The following is a 19,875-nucleotide window of genomic DNA, read 5'->3' as shown; positions in this document are numbered from 1 at the left end:
CTGAAGTTATTACTCAAAGTAAACACCTCTTTACGGTTAATATTCGAACTTTCCTTCATTATAACTTAAAACGTTGAATTGTGGATTTCAATTGCTCAGCTTGTTCTGCTAAATATTTCGCAACATTACTAACTTCTTTCATTAAATGAAACTGTTCCTTAATTACGGCATTTACTTCTTCTGCACCTACTGATGTTTCTTCAGCGATTGCTGCTACTTCCTGAGATTGACTTGATGTTTGGCCTATGTTTTGTACTTGCTGTTGCGAGAAAGAGACGATAGTTTCAACAGAGGAAGAAACCTCATAAACAGATTCTTTCATATCTTTTAATACTTTTTGTGTTTTATCCCCTTTTAACACTTCTTGCTTTCCGATTTCGACTTGGTGATGAATTTGATTTACAACTTCACTAATTCCATTTTGGATATTTTGAATAAGCTTTGTAATACTTTTTACAGCTTGTGCACTTTCATCAGCCAATTTACGCACTTCTTCTGCTACAACAGCAAATCCTTCTCCATGCTCTCCTGCCCGTGCTGCTTCAATCGAGGCATTTAATGCAAGCAAATTTGTCTGCCTCGAAATATCCCCTACAAGTGAGATAATATCTTCTACTTGTTTAGCGTGTTTCTCAAGTTGTCCAACAGCTTGCAAAGATTGACCATTCTGCTCAACCAATCGTTCTAGCCCTTTTATAAGCCCAACTGTTGCTTCACTTGTTCCATCTAGAGATCCAACCATTGTTTCAGAAAGACGTTTTGAGTGCAGTGCTTTTTCCCGCACATCTCCTGCTAGAACAAGTACATGCTCAATAGATTCTGCTGTGTCTTCAATAGCAGCTGCAGAGTTCTCAGCGCCCGCTGATATTTCATCAATTGTTTGGGAAATATGCGAAGAATGTCTAAAGGCATCATCTGCTAAATTAGAGATTTGAAGCACGCACTCATTTGCTTTATTTGTGTTCTCTTCAATGGTCATAATTATGTCACGCATATTTTGCAACATTCTATTAAAAGCTTGTCCAATACCATAGATTTCATCATTTGAAAGTTTTAGATTTACTTCATCACTGAGATTACCTTCAGCTGCTTTATTTACTACAATCTCTAACTTTTGCAAAGGACGGATAATGAAACCTGTTGCTAAAAACATTAACAACCCTGTCCAAAATACCCCAAGCGTGAGAACAAGAGCTGTAAAGACTGTCTGACTCATCAATTCTCCTGCATGGGGGTAGACAAAATATAGAAAAAAAGCACTTGTAGAATAGGTGATGATTGCTAAAATAAAAGTGAAAAATACAAGCTTAAATCTTAAATTAAATTTATATTGCTTCGACATAAAGACCCCTCACTTATCCAATAAATTATTCTCTACAATGCCTTCCATGCAACATTTAGAGATAATGGACTTCTGTCCTATTTATCGGCTAATTTAAGGATAAGTTGACGAATAAGTTCGTCTAATTCACCGAGTGTTTCTCGGTAGATAGAGAGATCTCCCCCATATGGATCTTGTACATCTCCAACTGATGAAGTAGAAAATTCATGCAATGTGAATGTTTTCTTAGCAGCAGAGGGGTGCTGACTAACAATTAATTGTTTATGCTGATTTGTCATCGTAAAAATATAATCAGCCCATTCTGCAAGCTCTGATGTAAAGGGCTGCGAGCGGTGATTATGCTCTATTCCTTTTTCTAATAAAGCCTGAGAGGCTGCAGCGGAAATTGGCATTCCTTTCCCTGCAAATATTCCAGCTGACTGGACTTCAAAATCCTTTTTTTCCTTCAGCAATGCAGAAGCCATTGGACTACGGCACGTGTTACCTGTACAAACGAATAAAACTCTCTTCATGTAATCAACCTTCTCTCTAAAAAATAAAAAGCTCAAATCTCTGAGCTTTTGTTCATCTTCTTTCTATTATAAAAATTTAAAATGGCCAGAGCAATTTTATACCAAACGCAAGAAGGATACTTCCCCCAAGCACCTCACTATAAGACCCTAACAATCCTTGAACACGACGTCCAAGTAAAAGGCTTATCCACGTTAATACCATGCTGACAGCTCCAAACACAATAACAGTAAGCAAGGTTTTTGCTCCAAAAATCCCTAGGCTAAGTCCGACTGAAAAACTGTCTAAACTAACGCTTAAAGCAAAAACAATAAGACCAAATCCAACAGGTTTTATTAATATATCTTCCCCTTTTTTGAAAGACGAATAAACCATTTGAATGCCAAGGAAAAGAAGAAGAGCTCCTCCAACATATGTTGCAAACATCCCAAATTTCTCTGAAAGCAAACGTCCCATTCCAATTCCTAACAAAGGCATAATGAAATGGAAAACGCCAATAGTTAGTCCAATGTAAAAAATCTGTTTCATCCTCAATTGAATAAGACCCATTCCAAGGCCGATTGAAAAAGCATCCATTCCTAGTGCAAACGCCATCACAAATAATGTAAGAAACTCACTCGCAAAATCAGGCAAGGTCATTTTTTCTCCCCCTCAGATGTACATATCCTAATTCACCATATGCACGTCCAAAGGGGTTTAGAATGGTTCTATTCTTCTGAAATGATTTTATGTCCTGCAGCTTTAACAAGACGATTCATAATCGCCTCTCCTAATCCTTCTTTTTCAAAGCTTTCACTATAGATAATATCGAGATCTTCTTGATTGAAAGCTCGCAATGAATCGTATAAAGAGGCAGCAATTGAAGCTTGATCTTCTCGATGTCCACATACAATGACTTTATCTCCTGGATAGAAAGAATGATTTTCTTCTGTAGAAAGGACACCTACTTTCTTTCCGCCTTTTTGTGCTTTCATAATAGTCTCTCGCATAAACTCTCGTGTTCCAGATACAATGAAAAGAGGAGCATTTGGTGCATAATGCGTATATTTCATACCAGGAGATTTTGGTTTCTCCTCTTCCTTTAATAATGCTTGGTCAACTTTAACTTCTCCGATAACTTCTTCTAACTGTCGCTTTGTAATACCACCTGGTCGCAAAATAAGGGGCGGTTCACATGTACAGTCCAATACTGTTGATTCAAGACCTACTCCTGTTTGGCCACCATCAACAATCCCCACAATTCTTCCTTGTAAATCCTCGTAAACGTGCTGTGCAGTAGTTGGGCTAGGTCGGCCAGATAGATTCGCACTTGGAGCTGCAATAGGAAGGTTTACTTTTTGGAGAAGAGCAAGAGCTACAGGATGTGAAGGCATACGAATGCCAACCGTTGATAGACCTGCTGTCACTCCTTGAGAGATGCCTGTTTTACTTTTTAAGATAAGCGTAAGCGGGCCAGGCCAGTAGGCTTCTATTAGCTTTTTAGCTTTTAAGGGTACTTCCTCAACAAGTCCATCAAGCTGATTAGCATTCCCAATATGTACAATAAGAGGATTGTCGCTTGGTCGACCTTTGGCTTCAAAAATCTTCTTCACTGCTTTATCATTTGTTGCATCTGCTCCAAGACCGTAAACTGTCTCTGTTGGAAAAGCCACAACTTCCCCTTTTTTTAATAAAGAAGCAGCTTCTTCGAGTTGTGGATAACTATTTACATTATTTTCTGAATTATCCACAATCCACATGTTTGTTTTCATCTTCTTACCTCCTATTATCTTTTTATTTATCCCCATTAAAATAGGGGTTCTACTCACTTTTTTACTGAAAATAGCACCAATAAGCGCCCTTCGTCCACATTTTGTGGATAAAAGGCGCTGGGGTGTTAATAACTCTGTGGATAGTATTTTTCATAAAAGTTATCAACAGCTTTTCTACGCTTCTTTCTTTACATTATAATGCATAAAATGAATTTCTTCATTTTCCTCAACAGCTTCTTGATAAAATCGTTGAAAAGCAGACGGTGAACTTACTGGATCAACTTCCTGAAAACCAAGCAGATGGAAAAACGGCAAAGCACTGCTTTTATTCGTCACTAAGTACAAATCTTTCAACTCTTTTTGCCATGCAAGTCGAAAAGCTTCGTGAAAGAGCGCTAAGATTTCTTCCTGACTTACTTTCTCACTCATAACAAGAGAACGTAGAAGCCCTTTATCACCTAGTTTATAAATACCTAGCGTTCCTTGTAGATTTCCTTGCTTGTCTTCCATTAAAACAAAATGTTGTATTTGCTCCTTAATCCCTTCTGAATCAACTCCAGCTTTCTCAATAAAGGCAAGTATATTTCTTTCATCACTCTTCTCAGCATAGCGTAAATGCATCTCTCTTCCCCCCCTAGTCTTTGATATCTACTACCTACTCTATGAGGTGGAAAGAGAAATAGAACTAAGAGACCACTTTTTCAAACCATTCTACAACAAAGAACTTCACTTCTGGTTTTTGCTCTTTCTCTTCTATCTTGCTTTCTTTCTTTTTTGGTTTAGGATTTTTTGTTTCTTCTTCCTCTGCCTTTACTGATGGTTCTGGTTGTGCCACTTCTTCTTTCACCGGCTTTGAAGTTGATTCAGAAGCTTTTACACCTTCTTGTTCTGGAACAGCTTGACCGTTTGAGAAATCAAGGAAACACATCGGTGGAAATAATACACACCACCAATTTGCGCCTTCACCTTCTCCAAGCGTAATCAATACTGCTTCATATTCCCCAGCAGGATATAATAAATTCCCATAAAGCTTCGTTGGAAATGATACTTTACCGAATTTAACGTTTGCTTCATATGAAAACCCTTGTTCTTTAAGAACTCTATTAGCAATTTCCTTAATCTCTGGAAGATTACTTTGAATTACTTTACTAGCTTCTTCAAAAGACGTTAGCTCTTCTACCCACTTATTAATTTCCTTGTTCACTTCATCACGAACCATACGTTTTACTTTTTGATCTTTATCACTATCGCTATTAGCTAAAATCCGAAGCCTTATAGCGTCATTTGGAATAACCGTTCGTTCAGTGGCCTGTGCTGTTCCATTTCCTGTAACTTGGAGATATGCTCCTACAAATAAAAGTAATAAAAAAATAATTGCTTGTTTCTTCATTTCCCACACCGCCCTCTCACTAGAACAGTATGGGCAAAATTTGTTTTCTTAAACCTTGAAAAACTATTATTCTTTTATTTTTTCAGACAAGAAGTTCCTCTCCTAAAAGAGGAACTTGACTTAAAGACTTGCTATAACAATTCGATCTTTGCCGTTAATGTCATCAATTGCTTTTACATCCGCTGTCGGAAAAGTTTCTTTCAGCATGTTTCCTACATCCTTTGTTTGTCCAACTCCAACTTCAAACGCTACAATTCCGTCTTTTTCTAATACATAAGGAAGCTCTTCCATTAGTTGACGATAAAAATCAAGCCCGTCCTCTCCTCCAATAAGAGCACGCATTGGCTCATGTTCTTTCACAACAGGGGAAAGTGTATCAATATCACAACTTGGAATATAGGGAGGATTAGAGACGATAACACTTGCCTTTTTCCCCATCTTTATTAACGGAGAAAGCATATCTCCTTCTAAAAATTCAACAGCTGCTCCGAGCAACCGAGCGTTTTGTTCTGCCACTTCAATTGAAGCTGGAGCAATATCAATAGCTTTTAGAGCTAAATTTGAATTTTCTAGTGCAAGGGTAATCGCAATTGCCCCACTGCCTGTTCCAACGTCAACAGCGTTCAACTTCTTATTGCTTCCCCACTTTTGCTCTATCTTCTGCAAAACATGAAAGACAAGCTCTTCCGTTTCAGGACGTGGGATTAATACTTCCTTATTTACTAAAAAATCTCGTCCATAAAAGCTCTCTTTTCCAATAAGATATTGAATTGGAAGTCCTTCAGCATGACGTCGTACATCAGCTTCAAAAGCAGAGAAGATCTCCTGGCTTACTTCATCATGAAGAGAAGCTAAAAGTTTTGAGCGCGTTGTTTTTAAATGGTGAATTAAAAGAAGTTCACCTGCATTTTGATCTCGATTATGTTCTTCTAAAAAAGAAGAAGCCCATTTAAGGACTTCAAAAATTTTTGTTCTGTTTTTCATCATTACATCGACTCTTCCATACGTTGAGCTTGATCTTCCATGATAAGTGCTTCAATCACTTCATCAAGTTTACCTTGCAAGATTTGATCAAGTTTTTGGATTGTTAATCCAATGCGGTGATCTGTTACACGGTTTTGTGGGAAGTTATACGTACGAATACGCTCAGAACGATCTCCACTTCCTACCGCTTGTTTACGGTTTTGATCATATTCAGCCTGTGCTTCACGCTGGAATTTATCATAAATACGAGCACGTAAAACCTTCATCGCTTTTTCTTTGTTTTTAATTTGAGATTTCTCATCTTGACATGATACAACAACACCTGTTGGTACGTGTGTTAAACGAACAGCTGACATTGTTGTATTTACACTTTGCCCACCTGGACCACTTGATGCAAAGGTGTCAACGCGAATATCTTTTTCATGGATATCAACCTCAACCTCTTCTGCTTCCGGCAAGCACGCAACCGTTGCTGTTGATGTATGAATACGTCCACCTGATTCTGTCTCTGGTACACGTTGCACACGGTGTGCTCCATTTTCAAACTTCATCTTTGAATAAGCGCCTTTTCCACTAATCATAAAGATAATTTCTTTATAACCACCAACACCTGTTGAGGTTGCTTCCATTACTTCTGTTTTCCAACCATTTGCTTCTGCATAACGGCTGTACATACGATAAAGGTCTCCTGCAAATAGAGCTGCTTCATCTCCACCTGCTGCACCACGAACCTCCATAATTACGTTTTTATCGTCATTTGGATCTTTTGGTACAAGTAAGATTTTCAAACGTTCAACAAGCTCTTCTTCACGTTCAGAAAGCTCCGAAATTTCTTCCTTTACCATTTCCTTCATTTCAGCATCAAGCTTATCTTCAAGCATTAATTTTGCTTCATCAAGCTGCTCTTTTACTTCTTTATATTCACGGTATGCTTCAACTGTTTCCTGAATATCAGACTGTTCTTTTGAATACTCACGAAGTTTATTTGCGTCATTTACAATTTCAGGATCACTCAATAGCTCATTTAATTTATCATAACGCATTTCTACTGAATCTAAACGATCAAACACGTTCTTCACCTCTATTATATTCCCTTAATCGCGTCTTAAAGACATCTGAATAAATGTCTCATTTTACCCTTTACAGTAGTAAAATATAGACACTTCTAAGTGGAAATCAAATTTTATCCATAACATTATAATTATAGTATAGGCTGTAGCAAACGTCAAAAGCAAATAAGCCCACAGGATGTAGGTGATGAACCATTCTCTTTCTATAATAAAAGCGATAGGAAACCAAAGTGCCCTATCTTTTTTCTTATTTTTCTTGAACAAGAATTTTCATTTTTCTCTCTCTAAGAAGACCTTCAAACCCTTCTTCAATTACCTCATCCTTAAAGATTTTTCAATAATAAAAAATATATTGTAAAAAAACATTTATTTTTGATTTTTAATATAAGAAAAAGTGATAAAAACCCTTCAACTAGAAAAGAATTTTCATCGCTTTTTCCATTACTATTTATTTTACAGAGGCGGATTAGCATGACATTTACGACAAACTGGATAGTAGGAATCATTTCCCCCAATTTGAATTTGTTCACCTGTATATACGGGCTTCCCAGCATCATCTACGCGCAAATTCATAATTGCTTTACGCTCACAAAACCAGCAAATTGTCTTCATTTCTTCTACTTTATCAGCATAAATTAATAAATAACGACTTCCTTCAAAAAGTTCGTTTTGAAAGTCATTTTTTAGTCCGAAACACATAACAGGAATATTGAGTTCATCTACAATACGAGCAAGCTGTAAAACGTTATCTTTATTAAGAAACTGAGCTTCATCAATAAGGATACAGTTCGGTTTTGGAGAATGATCAAAGACAATATTAAAGATGTCGGTGTCATCAAATATTGGAATAGCTTTTCGACGAAGGCCCACTCTACTTGAGACATATCCTATTTCATCTCTTGTATCAATTCCAGAAGTAAACATAAGGACTGTTTTATTTTGTTCCTCATAGTTGTTTGCCACTTTTAAAATTTCAATTGATTTTCCACTATTCATTGCGCCATATTTAAAAAATAACTGTGCCATCAAATTCTCCTTACCTTGTTATTCATCTCTCTTTACAGATCCTTAGGAGTAGCTTTCCATACGTTACGCTTTTCTATGTTTAGAGCGAACCACATTAAAAAGAAGATAAGTTTTATACATATCTTCCTAGGTGCCCTATAATAATATAAACGTTTTATGTTTCACTATGTAAAAAACAGGCAAGAGCTTGAGCCGCTTGCCTGTTTTGATCGTACATATTTACGATTACTTAAGACCGTATTTTTTATTGAAACGTTCAACACGACCGTCTGCAGAAGCGAAACGTTGACGTCCTGTGTAGAATGGATGGCACTCAGAGCAAACCTCTACGCGTACCTCTTCTTTAACAGAACCAGTTTCAAATTCATTACCGCAAGAACATTTTACTGTTGCTTTTTTATAATCCGGATGAATTGCTGATTTCATGTTTTTCATCTCCTTCCGCCCTGAATCATCTGAAACAGAGTTATATCCACGCTGATTGCGTGATGTCGCACATCTTTGAATTATAACAAGGGTTTACTTCTTTTGCAATAGCATTGTTTTATAAGAAGAAAATGTTAACGTTTGCCGTGTGTGACCGCTTTTCTTTCCTCTGTTAATGCTTGAAAGAAATCTTCATTTGATTTCGTTTGACGTAAACGACGCATAAACTTATCAACAAAGTCAGGAGCATCTGCCATTGTTTTACGGATTGCCCATAAATGATCAAGATGCTCTTTCGGGATCAACATTTCTTCTTTACGAGTACCTGAACGACGAATATCAATTGCAGGGAAGATACGCTTCTCAGCAAGTGAACGGTCAAGATGAAGCTCCATGTTTCCTGTACCTTTAAACTCTTCATAAATAACGTCATCCATACGTGAACCTGTATCAACAAGCGCTGTTGCAAGAATAGTTAAACTACCGCCTTCTTCAATATTTCGGGCAGCCCCAAAAAATCGCTTTGGACGGTGGAACGCTGCAGGATCAATACCACCCGAAAGCGTACGTCCACTTGGTGGAATAACTAAGTTATAAGCACGAGCTAATCTTGTAATACTATCCATTAAAATAACCACATCTTTTTTATGTTCTACTAAACGCATAGCACGCTCTAGAACAAGTTCTGCTACTTTAATATGATTTTCTGGAACTTCGTCAAATGTTGAACTAACAACATCCCCTTCTACAGAACGCTCAATATCTGTTACTTCTTCAGGACGCTCGTCAATAAGAAGAACAATAAGCTCTGCTTCTGGATTATTTGTAGCAATGCTATTTGCAATTTCTTTTAAAAGCATTGTTTTCCCTGCTTTTGGCGGGGCTACAATAAGACCACGCTGACCAAAACCAACAGGAGCAATCAAATCCATCACACGAGTTGATAAGTGATTTGGTTTTGTTTCAAGCGTAATTTGACGATCTGGATAAATTGGAGTCAAGGCAGGGAAATGCACACGTTCTTTTGCAGACTCTGGATCATCTCCGTTAACCGCTTCCACGTGTAACAAACCATAATAACGTTCATTTTCTTTAGGAGGACGTACTTTCCCCGAAACTTTGTCTCCGTTACGCAAATCAAAACGACGAATTTGAGATGCTGAAATATAAATATCTTCTGAACTTGGAGAGTAGTTAATTGGACGTAAAAAACCAAAACCCTCTGATTGAATAATTTCAAGAACACCTTCCATAAATAGTAAGCCGTCCTTTTCAGCTTGTGCTTTTAAAATTGCAAAGATTAATTCCTTTTTAGTTAACTTACTATAGTATGAAACACTATATTCACGAGCGTGCTCATATAATTCTTTTAATTTCATATTTTCTAAACTCGATAATGTTAAGCTCATGGAAAACACCACTTTTCAAGATAAAATTTTTCAAAAATGCAAGATTTTATAAAGCATTAGGAAAGCTTGCACAAACAATGATAAAAAAACTAAATACTCGTTTAGCCTGTTCTTCCTAAATAATTCTTTTACTATTTTTCCGTTGGGATCAATCTATATTTTAGGAGAAGATAAATTAAAACTTCTAACGTGTAGGAGTTCATCTTTACTACTTTGTTCTGGATAAAAAGCAGTTGAGATAAGATAAACAGAAGTATAAAGAGTAGAGTAGTGTTTTTCTATTTGTGTAGCATTCTCTATTCTAACCCTTTTTACACTTTTTAATCAACAAAAAAGGTGAGCTATTACAACGGGACTCAGCAATGGGGATTAAAGATAAATTCGCGCTTATCCCTTCATTTCCTTCATTTTAGGCTAATGTCACTACAAAGGAAACGGAAACAAATTCCAGTAATATATCAAGCGTTGCCTCAATCTGGCAACGCTTGATCATTAGACTTTATACAACTATTAAAATAGTACATTATGAAAAGAAATACAAGATATGATAGCTCTAATTTTAATTATGGTTAAAAAGTTCCGTTATGGCTTAATAACTAGGTTTGGCTTTTTCTTCAGACTGTGACGACCATCAACAAAACGAACTGTACCCGACTTTGCTCTCATAACAAGTGATTGAGTTGTACCAATAGATCCTTTAAATTGAACACCTTTTAAAAGTTCACCATCTGTTACCCCTGTCGCTGCAAAGATGGCATCTTCCCCTTTTACAAGGTCGTCCATATAAAGAACGCGATCAACATCCTCAATGCCCATTTCTTTACAACGTTTTAATTCTTCTTCACTTTGTGGTAAAAGCTTCCCCTGAAGTTCCCCACCTAAACACTTTAAAGCAACAGCTGCTAAAACACCTTCTGGCGCTCCGCCTGAACCAAATAAAATGTCAACACCTGTATTGTCAAAAGCTGTGTTAATAGCCCCTGCAACGTCTCCATCGTTAATAAGCTTAATGCGTGCACCTGCTTCACGAAGTTCATGAATGATTCTCTCATGACGTGAACGGTTTAGGACTGTTGCTACAACATCTTCAATATCTTTGTTTTTAGCTTTTGCTACCGCTCTCAAGTTATCAATAACAGAAGCATTAATATCAACTTTGCCAACAGCTTCTGGACCTACAGCAATTTTCTCCATATACATATCAGGAGCATGAAGTAAGTTCCCATTATCCGCAACAGCTAATACAGCTAGGGCATTCCACCCTCCTGCTGCAACAATATTTGTTCCTTCAAGAGGGTCAACAGCAACATCAACACGTGGCCCATAGCCTGTACCAAGCTTCTCACCAATATATAGCATTGGCGCTTCATCCATTTCTCCCTCACCAATAACAACAGTCCCTTTCATTGGGATTGTATCAAAAACATCACGCATTGCAGATGTAGCAGCCTCATCTGCTTCTTCTTTTTTTCCTCTTCCCATCCATCGTCCTGATGCAAGAGCTGCTGCTTCTGTTACACGAACTAATTCCATTGATAAACTTCTTTCCATTCTCATCCATCTCCAGTCGGTGATTTAAGAATTTTGAAATTGCTCAATTTCCTGTTCTGTCATACGTTCGCGCCAAATAACTGCCCCTAAACCTGAGAGTTTATCAACAAGATGGCTATACCCTCTGTCAATATGCTCAAGTCCAGTAATCTCAGTGATGCCTTTTGCCATTAATCCTGCTGTTACAAGTGCTGCACCTGCTCGCAAATCAGAAGCTTTCACTTTTGCTCCTTGAAGCTCTGTCGGACCATTAATAATAGCAGAACGACCCTCTACTTTTACAGACGCATTCATTCTTCTTAATTCGTCAATATGTTTGAAGCGTGCACTATAAATAGTATCAGTTACCATGCTTGTCCCTTCTGCTTTTGTTAGAAGAGCTGTAATTGGTTGCTGTAAATCTGTTGGGAATCCAGGGTGAACGAGTGTCTTAATATCCGCTGCTTTTAAGTTTTCTTTTCCTCTAATAAGCACTTGATCATTGTTCGTTTGCACTTCTACTCCGATTTCACGAAGTTTTGCAATTAATGGTTCGATATGCTTAGGGATTACATTGTCAATTAACACTTCTTCTCCCATTGAAGCCGCCATTATCATATATGTACCTGCTTCAATTCGATCAGGAATAATAGAATGACGGCAACCGCTTAGATGATCAACTCCATCAATACGAATAACGTCTGTTCCTGCCCCTTTAATACGTGCTCCCATGCTTGTAAGAAGGGTAGCAACATCAATGATTTCCGGCTCTTTCGCCGCATTTTCAATAACAGTGCGCCCTTTTGCTCTCACAGCTGCAAGCATAATATTAATTGTAGCCCCAACACTGACAACATCTAAATAGATACGTGCTCCTTTTAACTCTTCTGCTCGCAAATAGATAGCTCCCTGCTCATTGGTTACCTTTGCCCCTAGAGCTTCAAAACCTTTAATATGCTGGTCTATTGGACGAGGACCTAAATGACATCCTCCAGGGAGTCCAACAACTGCTTTCTTAAATCTTCCAAGCATAGCTCCCATTAAATAATAAGAAGCTCGTAGCCTTTTCACCTTTCCATTTGGGAGCGGCATCGAAATCATCTTTTCAGGATTTATTTTAAGCTCGTGAGCATCCATTGAAACACTTCCGCCAATTTCCTCAATTAAGCTGCTTAGGATAGCAACATCTGAAATATCAGGAAGACCTTCGATTGTAACAGGCGACTCAGCTAAAATCGTAGCAGGAATTAAAGCAACAGCACTATTTTTAGCCCCGCTTATTCTCACTTCACCTTTTAACTTGTGACCACCTTCGATTTTCAATTTTTCCATGTTATTCTCCTTTCTAGCAGACCGATGTTCTACTATGTCAGAGTTACGTATTATATGTTCGTCATCATTATTGCCGATAATAACTTATATGTTACAAAAATAATAAAAACTTTAAACAATTTATAATAGACTACCTTATGATAACACTTTCAAAAAAGGATGACGATAGGGTTTTTCACACATATGAGGAAAAAGTAATTCTTTTTAATCCCTATCTTTTTTCTTATTCTAAACTTTCTTCTACCATACAATATATCATTCTTGCCTAAAAAAACAATTCTTACTTCCTCAAATTTCAATAAATGAACATAAGTACCTTGCAAAACAATATAGATAAGAATCGTGGTGATGAGAACAATTGGATAATCAAAGCCAGTTACTAAAAGGGATACTAGAAGGCTGTATTTTGCTTGTTATCTCTCGAAAAGAAGTATATGGATATGAACTTAGTGAGCGTCTTCATCAGGCAGGGCTAACTATGGTGAAGGAAGGAAGTATTTATCCAGTGCTTGCTCGTATGCAAAAATTAAAATGGATTAAAGGAACAATGAAACCTTCCCCATCAGGTCCAAACCGAAAATACCACAAACTTACAATTGAGGAGGAAAAATCCTTAAAGCAGTTTGAAGAAAATTGGGATAATATCATTGGTGCCGTTAGTCAGTTGAAAGGAGAGATGTAGTTTGAATACGAAAGATATTATTAAGAGGAATAGAGAACTACAGGTATTCCTAAATACTCATAATGAAAAAGTTTACGAGAATATGGTTGTCTATATAAGACTGAACTCACTATCTGAACGAGTCACAGAAGAAACGTTACTTGAAATATTGGAACACCTCATTATTGGACAGCAAAAAGGCGGAAGAAATCTTTGGCTCTGATTTAAAAGCTTATTGTGATGATGTATTAGTCAATCTACCAAAGGAAACAAAAGCTCTTCAAATTATGAATATTCTTTATTTCAATACTTTAATTTTCATGTGGATGTTTATTCCTAAAACGATTGGAGAAATCATTGGTCTCTTCTACCCTGCTTTTTCAGAAGACCATATTTCCCTCCTTCCCTTTTTAATTTCATGGCCTTTTACATGGATTATCATTTGGGCAGTTTTTAAAGCTATTAAAAATAGTGTTTATGGCTCAAAAGGCTGGATTGCCCTTGGAGTTTCTACATTCGTCATCGGTACTATCTCATACGTTTTCACAGATCAATTTTTTAAAGACGTATGGACAGTTCCAATGAATTTGTTAATAAGCACTTCTATTACTTGTCTACTTTTCACTCTTCAGTATGCATTTAAAAAATATTCAAAACATCTCGAAACAAAAATCTCCTATAGCTAAGCATTCACATAAACTAAAAAAATCTATAAAAGGAGCAAAAAACGTTGACTACAGAAGAACTAATTAAAAGGAATACTATTCTTCATAGAAGTTTAACAAAGGAAAATGCTGCTGCTTACGAAATAGTGCTTACCTATGTACGAGGAAGCAATGTTTCTGAACGAGCAACAAAGGAAACGCTTATAGAAATTATTGAGCACTTAATCACAGGGCAAAAACACGGGAAAAATGCAGAAGATTTATTCAGGCGGGACTTAAAACAATATAGTAAAGACATTGTAGCGAACTTACCTAAGGAAACAAAATTAGTTCATCTAATTGATGCCTTTTATTTTGGAATCTTAATGCTTATGTGGATGTTTATTGTGAAAACAGCAGGGCAGTTTCTTAGCACATTCTTTGACAGGTTCTCAAAAGATACATTTTCAATCATTCCTTATCTTATTAGTTTAATTTCTTTAGCTCTTCTTATTACTTGCTTCATGAAGTTACTTAAAAATGCAGATTCAAAGTTATGGACTATAATTACTATCATCGTTGGAGTATTAAGTATTCCATCATTTATTGTCTCAAGGTATTTATTTGAAGGTGTTTGGACATTGCCTATTAATTTTTCCATTAGTTTCTTTATTACCTTATCATTATTCCTAATTCAATATTCTTTTAAAAAATGGTCTAAGTCCCTTCAGAATGGATGGGTCTAACAAAAAAATCCCTCTAGATATATCTAGAGGGATTTTTTCATCTATCAAACGTTCACACGAGCTTCCCAGTCTTGTAGGAATTTCTCGATACCTTGTTCTGTTAATGGATGGTGGAAAAGTTGCATGATAACTTTTAACGGAATTGTCGCAATATCTGCACCACGTAACGCTGCTTCTTTAACATGTAATGGATGACGGATACTTGCAGCAATAATCTCCGTTGGTAAATCATGAATCGCAAAGATTTCAGCAATTTCACTGATTAAATCTAATCCCTCATGACCAAGGTCATCAAGACGTCCTAAAAATGGAGATACGTATGTTGCACCTGCACGTGCTGCTAAAAGTGCTTGGTTTGCAGAGAAAACAAGTGTAACGTTTGTTTTAATGCCCGCTTCAGAAAAATATTTGACAGCTTTTAAGCCATCGGGAGTCATTGGAACTTTTATCGTAATATTCGGAGAAATTTTAGCAAGCTCTTTTCCTTCTTCAATCATTTCCTCTGCTTTCAAGGAAATAACCTCTGCGCTTACAGATCCTGGAACAAGACTAGCAATTTCTTTCAAACGCTCTTCGAAAGATACATTCTCTTTTGCAACTAAGCTAGGGTTTGTTGTAACACCAGCTAGAATTCCTAATTCATGTGCTTCTTTGATTTCATCTAGATTCGCTGTATCGATAAAAAATTTCATTTTCCTCATCCCTTCTTTTTTCCTTTTATTTAAAACGGTTACAAGAAAGATATAAAAGCGAGGAAGCTTGTAAAAAAGACTTCCTCACATGTTTAATTATGCTTTGTTTGAAGAACCAAACTCACGCATTTTACCAATAACAGTCGCTTTAATTGCTTCACGAGCTGGTCCTAGGTATTTACGTGGATCATATACTTCAGCGTCTGCTGCTAGTACTTCACGAACAGCTTTTGCAGAAGAAATTTGGTTTTCTGTGTTTACATTGATTTTAGCTGTACCGAAAGAAATCGCTTTTTGGATATCTTTTGTTGGAATTCCAGTACCACCGTGTAATACAAGCGGCATGTTTGTAAGACCACTGATTTCTTCCATTTCTTTGAATCCTAAGTTTGGTTCCCCTTTGTAAGGACCGTGAACAGAACCAAGTGCTGGAGCTAGGCAGTCGATACCTGTACGTTCTACAAGCTCTTTACATTCTTGTGCATCTGCGTAAATTACGCCTTCTGCAATCACGTCATCTTCTTGTCCACCAACAGTTCCAAGCTCAGCTTCAACAGATACACCGTGGAAATGAGCAAGCTCAACAACTTTAGATGTTACCGCTACGTTCTCTTCGAAAGGACCGTGAGAAGCGTCGATCATAACAGATGTGAAGCCAGCATGAATAGCTTTTGCACAAGACTCAAAGCTTGAACCATGGTCAAGGTGAATCGCAACAGGTACTGTTACGTTGTATTCTTCCATAAGTGCTTCAACAAGTTTCACGATTGTTTTGAATCCGCCCATGTAACGGCCTGCACCTTCAGAAACACCAAGGATAACTGGAGATTTTTCTTCTTGTGCTGCTTGTAAAATCGCTTGCGTGAACTCTAAGTTGTTCAAGTTGAATTGACCTACTGCATAACCGTTATCTTTAGCAGTATTCAACATTTCTTTCATTGATACTAATGGCATTAGTAAATCCTCCTCTAAACTGTTGAAAGCTCGTTTCTTTAATAAAAGGAATAAAGCTTTAAAATAATGTAAGTACATCTTTAGGATACCAATTTACGAACTTGACGGCAATATAAAAGCTAGCAGAGTTCGACAAAAATAGGCAACCTCTCTTAAAAAACTGCCATATTTTTATACATTTTATGCAGTTAATACAAGAAAAAAACGCGCATAGCAAAGCCCGTGAGATTGAATAGTGATATGTAGAATTTCACAGCAACGAGGAGATTATAGTACTAGTTAGTATTAACTGGAATATATTTTTTTACAGCTTGACGAATTTCATCAATATCAAATGGTTTTGCAAAGTGTGTCAGCGCTCCTAAGTCCTTTGCTTCTTGAATCATATCAAGCTCCCCATACGCTGTCATAATGATGACTTTCACTGTTGCATCTAGTTCTTTTAGACGCTTTAAAATTTCAATTCCATCCATTCCGGGAATTTTCATATCTAATAAAACTAAATCTGGCGTGCGTTCTTTTGCAATATCAATAGCTTCAAAGCCGTTGGAAGCCTGAAGTGTTTTATATCCTTCTTTTTGCAACACTTCTGTTAAAAGAATGCGTATCCCGTACTGATCATCTACAATTAAAATTCGTTCTTTCACTTCTATCCCACCTTAAAATAAATTTTCGTACCGAGGACTACTTTACTCTATTCTACTTAGAAAAAGAAATCCCTTCTTTCACAAAAAATAACTTTTTGTATATTCTTAGCGGAGAAAGCGCTCGAACTTCTTAATTATAATCAAAAATAACATTTCACAGAATAAAATACTTATTTTTTTATAGTTCGGCTTTTTAAATCCTTGGTGTTGTAAGCTATAATAGCTAGCAGAGGTGAATAATAATATGATGAAGATTTTTACAACCCAATTGAACGGATACTTCAATCGAATAAGTGAGAAAGAAGAGCTAAATATAGAAGATGGAGCACGCATACTTGCTCAAGGACTCATAGGCGATGGTAAACTTTTCGTCCATGGTTTTCAAGAAATGGAGGCTATTGCTATTGAAGCAATAAAAGGAGCAGATGCTTTAAATGCTGAACTTCTTCTTTCTAACCAAAACCTTGAAAATATAACAAGCGTTGACCGAATTTTAGTTTGTAGTCGATATGCTCATGACCAAGAAGCTATAGAGTTAGCTAAATCTATCACTGAGAAAGACATTCCTTTTGTTACTATGGGGGCTCTTGACCCTAAACAAGAGGGAGAAACTGCAGCTGACTATTCAGATGTACATATTGATACAAAACTTCTTAAACCACTTATCCCTGGTGATGATGGAGAGCGCTTTGGTTTTCCTTCTACAATGGTTGGCCTATATGCTTACTATGCCGTACTATTCACAATAAAAGAAATGGTGGAAGAATACGAATAAAAAAAGCAGCTGATAATTATCAGCTGCTTTTTAATATTATTGTTTTTTACCTAACTCAATTGAAGCACGAACAAACTCTCTAAATAGAGGTTGTGAACGCGTTGGACGTGATGTGAACTCTGGGTGGAATTGACAAGCTAAGAACCAAGGGTGGTCTTTTAACTCTACAATTTCCACTAGGCGACCGTCTGGGCTTGTACCAGAGAAAACAAAACCTTCATCTTCCATTGCTTGACGGAATTCATTATTGAATTCATAGCGATGGCGGTGGCGTTCATATACCACTTCATCTTTGTATGCTTGCTGTGCTAACGTACCATCAACAAGTTTACATGGATATAAACCAAGACGAAGTGTTCCACCTAAATCTTCTACGTCTTTTTGTTCTGGTAGAAGGTCAATAATTGGGCTTGTTGTCTCAGGTGCAATCTCTGCTGAATGAGCATCAGTAAGACCTAAAACGTGGCGAGCAAACTCTACAGATGCAAGCTGCATACCTAAGCAAATACCAAAGAATGGTACTTTATTTTCACGAGCATATTTGATCGTTGTAATCTTCCCTTCGATTCCACGATCTCCAAATCCTCCCGGTACAATAATTCCATCAACATTTGCAAGTTCTTCTTTTACATTTTCTTCTGTAATGTTTTCAGAATTTAACCATTTGACTTTTACATCTGTATCAAAATCATAACCTGCATGGCGAAGTGACTCAACAACAGAAATGTAAGCATCTTGTAGCTCTACATATTTACCAACAAGAGCAATCGTTGCTTTACCAGAAAGGTTTTTCACTTTATTAACAAGGCCTTTCCACTCTGTCATATCTGCTTCACGACAAGGAAGTTTTAAATGTTCACAAGTTAGCTGATCAAGGTTTTGAGCTTGTAGTGCTAAAGGAATTTCGTAAAGTGTTTCTGCATCTCCAGCTTCAATAACAGCTTTTGTATCGATATCGCAGAATAAAGCAATCTTATCTTTCATGTCTTGAGAAATTGGCATTTCTGTACGTACAACAATGACGTTTGGTTGAATACCTAAGCTGCGAAGTTCTTTTACACTATGCTGTGTTGGTTTTGTCTTCATTTCTCCTGCAGCTTTTAAATATGGAACAAGCGTACAATGAATATACATTACATTGTCACGACCAATGTCGCTTTTGATTTGACGAATAGCTTCAAGGAATGGAAGAGATTCGATATCCCCTACTGTTCCTCCAATTTCTGTAATAACCACATCTGCATTCGTTTCTTTTCCAGCACGGAATACACGATCTTTAATTTCATTTGTGATGTGTGGGATAACTTGCACAGTACCACCAAGATAGTCTCCACGACGCTCTTTTCTTAATACTGTTGAATAAATCTTCCCTGTTGTTACGTTGCTATATTTGTTCAAGTTGATATCAATGAAACGCTCATAGTGACCTAAGTCTAAGTCTGTTTCTGCACCATCATCAGTTACAAACACTTCACCATGCTGATATGGACTCATTGTTCCTGGGTCAACGTTAATGTATGGATCGAACTTTTGGATTGTTACGCTTAACCCACGGTTTTTTAATAAACGGCCTAGAGAGGCTGCTGTAATTCCTTTTCCAAGTGATGATACTACTCCACCAGTTACAAAGATATATTTTGTCATCTGTACTTCCCCCTCTAAATTTAGGTTATCTTATTTAAAAAATTCTATGAAAAAGCAAAAAGAAGGCATATGTATCCTTCTTAAAAGTTTGCACGAGCTTATAAGTCATCATTCATATAAAAATAATGATCAACACTTTAGCAAAACTTCCCTTCAAAAATGGGAGCTTCCAATTTATATAAAAAAATCAAAAAATTGCTCTTTATCTTATATACAACTCTATAAAAACAAAATTGCTCCCATCCTGCACATGCAGTAATGGGAGCAATATATATCTTATAAAAGATTGCTTTAATTTTAAGAGCCCAAAAAGAATTCTACAAAGTTCTCTCTTAAAAGTCA

22 protein-coding genes are annotated in these 19,875 nt (G+C 36.8%); 5 read left to right on the top strand and 17 right to left on the bottom strand.

The genetic code is table 11. The annotated features are described in order from the left end of the window. Positions 1–58: 58 nt before the first annotated feature. The 13 genes from MOC86_RS04975 to MOC86_RS04915 form a co-directional block, all read right to left on the bottom strand. Positions 59–1,342: a methyl-accepting chemotaxis protein gene (locus MOC86_RS04975; RefSeq protein WP_268583072.1), complete on the bottom strand. Its 1,284-nt coding sequence runs from the start codon at positions 1,340–1,342 to the stop codon at positions 59–61. Positions 1,343–1,419: 77 nt separating this feature from the next. Beyond that, entirely contained in the window at positions 1,420–1,854 is a 435-nt protein-coding gene (locus tag MOC86_RS04970; RefSeq protein ID WP_243516345.1) for a low molecular weight protein arginine phosphatase, read from the bottom strand. Positions 1,855–1,930: 76 nt separating this feature from the next. Continuing rightward, the gene (locus tag MOC86_RS04965; protein ID WP_268583070.1) at positions 1,931–2,491 is read right to left on the bottom strand and encodes a manganese efflux pump MntP family protein; all 561 of its coding nucleotides are present in this window, start codon (positions 2,489–2,491) and stop codon (positions 1,931–1,933) included. Between the two features lie 68 nt (positions 2,492–2,559). Then, a complete protein-coding gene (locus tag MOC86_RS04960; RefSeq protein WP_268583069.1) occupies positions 2,560–3,603 on the bottom strand; it encodes an L-threonylcarbamoyladenylate synthase in 1,044 nt (347 codons plus the stop codon). Between the two features lie 174 nt (positions 3,604–3,777). Next, positions 3,778–4,224: a GNAT family N-acetyltransferase gene (locus MOC86_RS04955; protein ID WP_243516339.1), complete on the bottom strand. Its 447-nt coding sequence runs from the start codon at positions 4,222–4,224 to the stop codon at positions 3,778–3,780. Between the two features lie 64 nt (positions 4,225–4,288). After that, entirely contained in the window at positions 4,289–4,993 is a 705-nt protein-coding gene (gene spoIIR, locus MOC86_RS04950; protein WP_268583067.1) for a stage II sporulation protein R, read from the bottom strand. Between the two features lie 120 nt (positions 4,994–5,113). After that, the gene (prmC, locus tag MOC86_RS04945; RefSeq protein ID WP_268583065.1) at positions 5,114–5,980 is read right to left on the bottom strand and encodes a peptide chain release factor N(5)-glutamine methyltransferase; all 867 of its coding nucleotides are present in this window, start codon (positions 5,978–5,980) and stop codon (positions 5,114–5,116) included. Continuing rightward, entirely contained in the window at positions 5,980–7,056 is a 1,077-nt protein-coding gene (gene prfA / locus MOC86_RS04940; protein ID WP_081496143.1) for a peptide chain release factor 1, read from the bottom strand. Before prfA ends, prmC begins: the two co-directional genes overlap by 1 nt. 444 nt (positions 7,057–7,500) lie before the next feature. Further along, positions 7,501–8,073, bottom strand: a complete 573-nt coding sequence (locus MOC86_RS04935; protein ID WP_243516333.1) for a thymidine kinase — start codon at positions 8,071–8,073, stop codon at positions 7,501–7,503. A gap of 225 nt (positions 8,074–8,298) precedes the next feature. Beyond that, positions 8,299–8,499 (bottom strand): 50S ribosomal protein L31, encoded by a 201-nt coding sequence (gene rpmE, locus MOC86_RS04930; RefSeq protein ID WP_019394784.1) that lies wholly within the window; start codon positions 8,497–8,499, stop codon positions 8,299–8,301. A 134-nt stretch (positions 8,500–8,633) separates the two neighbouring features. Next, positions 8,634–9,908 carry a transcription termination factor Rho gene (gene rho / locus MOC86_RS04925; protein WP_061804808.1) on the bottom strand — a complete coding sequence of 425 codons (1,275 nt, stop codon included), beginning with the start codon at positions 9,906–9,908 and terminating at the stop codon, positions 8,634–8,636. Positions 9,909–10,490: 582 nt separating this feature from the next. Then, positions 10,491–11,459, bottom strand: coding sequence for a class II fructose-bisphosphatase (glpX, locus tag MOC86_RS04920; protein ID WP_268583062.1), 969 nt, complete (start codon positions 11,457–11,459; stop codon positions 10,491–10,493). 24 nt (positions 11,460–11,483) lie between these two features. After that, a complete protein-coding gene (locus MOC86_RS04915) occupies positions 11,484–12,770 on the bottom strand; it encodes a UDP-N-acetylglucosamine 1-carboxyvinyltransferase (protein ID WP_113750236.1) in 1,287 nt (428 codons plus the stop codon). A gap of 358 nt (positions 12,771–13,128) precedes the next feature. Here MOC86_RS04915 and MOC86_RS04910 point away from each other — a divergent pair, with 358 nt between their 5' ends. The 4 genes from MOC86_RS04910 to MOC86_RS04895 are packed head-to-tail and all read left to right on the top strand — an operon-like array spanning position 13,129 to position 14,821. Further along, a complete protein-coding gene (locus MOC86_RS04910) occupies positions 13,129–13,452 on the top strand; it encodes a PadR family transcriptional regulator (protein WP_268583059.1) in 324 nt (107 codons plus the stop codon). 1 nt (position 13,453) lies between these two features. Then, positions 13,454–13,654: a hypothetical protein gene (locus MOC86_RS04905; protein WP_268583058.1), complete on the top strand. Its 201-nt coding sequence runs from the start codon at positions 13,454–13,456 to the stop codon at positions 13,652–13,654. Next, positions 13,617–14,117, top strand: coding sequence for a hypothetical protein (locus tag MOC86_RS04900; RefSeq protein ID WP_268583056.1), 501 nt, complete (start codon positions 13,617–13,619; stop codon positions 14,115–14,117). Before MOC86_RS04905 ends, MOC86_RS04900 begins: the two co-directional genes overlap by 38 nt. Positions 14,118–14,161: 44 nt before the next feature. After that, positions 14,162–14,821: a DUF1129 family protein gene (locus MOC86_RS04895; protein ID WP_268583055.1), complete on the top strand. Its 660-nt coding sequence runs from the start codon at positions 14,162–14,164 to the stop codon at positions 14,819–14,821. Positions 14,822–14,865: 44 nt separating this feature from the next. On the opposite strand, the gene fsa is transcribed toward MOC86_RS04895, so the two are convergent. The 3 genes from fsa to MOC86_RS04880 form a co-directional block, all read right to left on the bottom strand. Beyond that, a complete protein-coding gene (fsa, locus tag MOC86_RS04890) occupies positions 14,866–15,513 on the bottom strand; it encodes a fructose-6-phosphate aldolase (protein WP_268583054.1) in 648 nt (215 codons plus the stop codon). A gap of 96 nt (positions 15,514–15,609) precedes the next feature. Continuing rightward, entirely contained in the window at positions 15,610–16,467 is an 858-nt protein-coding gene (locus MOC86_RS04885) for a class II fructose-bisphosphate aldolase (protein ID WP_268583053.1), read from the bottom strand. Between the two features lie 275 nt (positions 16,468–16,742). Beyond that, on the bottom strand, positions 16,743–17,114 hold the full coding sequence (locus MOC86_RS04880) for a response regulator (protein WP_268583052.1): 372 nt from the start codon (positions 17,112–17,114) through the stop codon (positions 16,743–16,745). A 244-nt stretch (positions 17,115–17,358) separates the two neighbouring features. Between MOC86_RS04880 and MOC86_RS04875 the strand changes: the two genes are divergently transcribed. Beyond that, positions 17,359–17,889, top strand: coding sequence for a DUF2529 family protein (locus MOC86_RS04875; RefSeq protein WP_268583050.1), 531 nt, complete (start codon positions 17,359–17,361; stop codon positions 17,887–17,889). A 36-nt stretch (positions 17,890–17,925) separates the two neighbouring features. Here MOC86_RS04875 and MOC86_RS04870 read toward each other — a convergent pair whose 3' ends face one another. Then, positions 17,926–19,533, bottom strand: a complete 1,608-nt coding sequence (locus MOC86_RS04870) for a CTP synthase (RefSeq protein WP_268583049.1) — start codon at positions 19,531–19,533, stop codon at positions 17,926–17,928. Between the last annotated feature and the right edge of the window lie 342 nt (positions 19,534–19,875).

It is taken from the genome of Priestia endophytica (assembly GCF_026790145.1).
GTDB classification, from domain to species: Bacteria; Bacillota; Bacilli; order Bacillales; family Bacillaceae_H; genus Bacillus_I; species Bacillus_I endophytica_A.
This window is presented reverse-complemented; position numbering and strand designations above follow the sequence as displayed.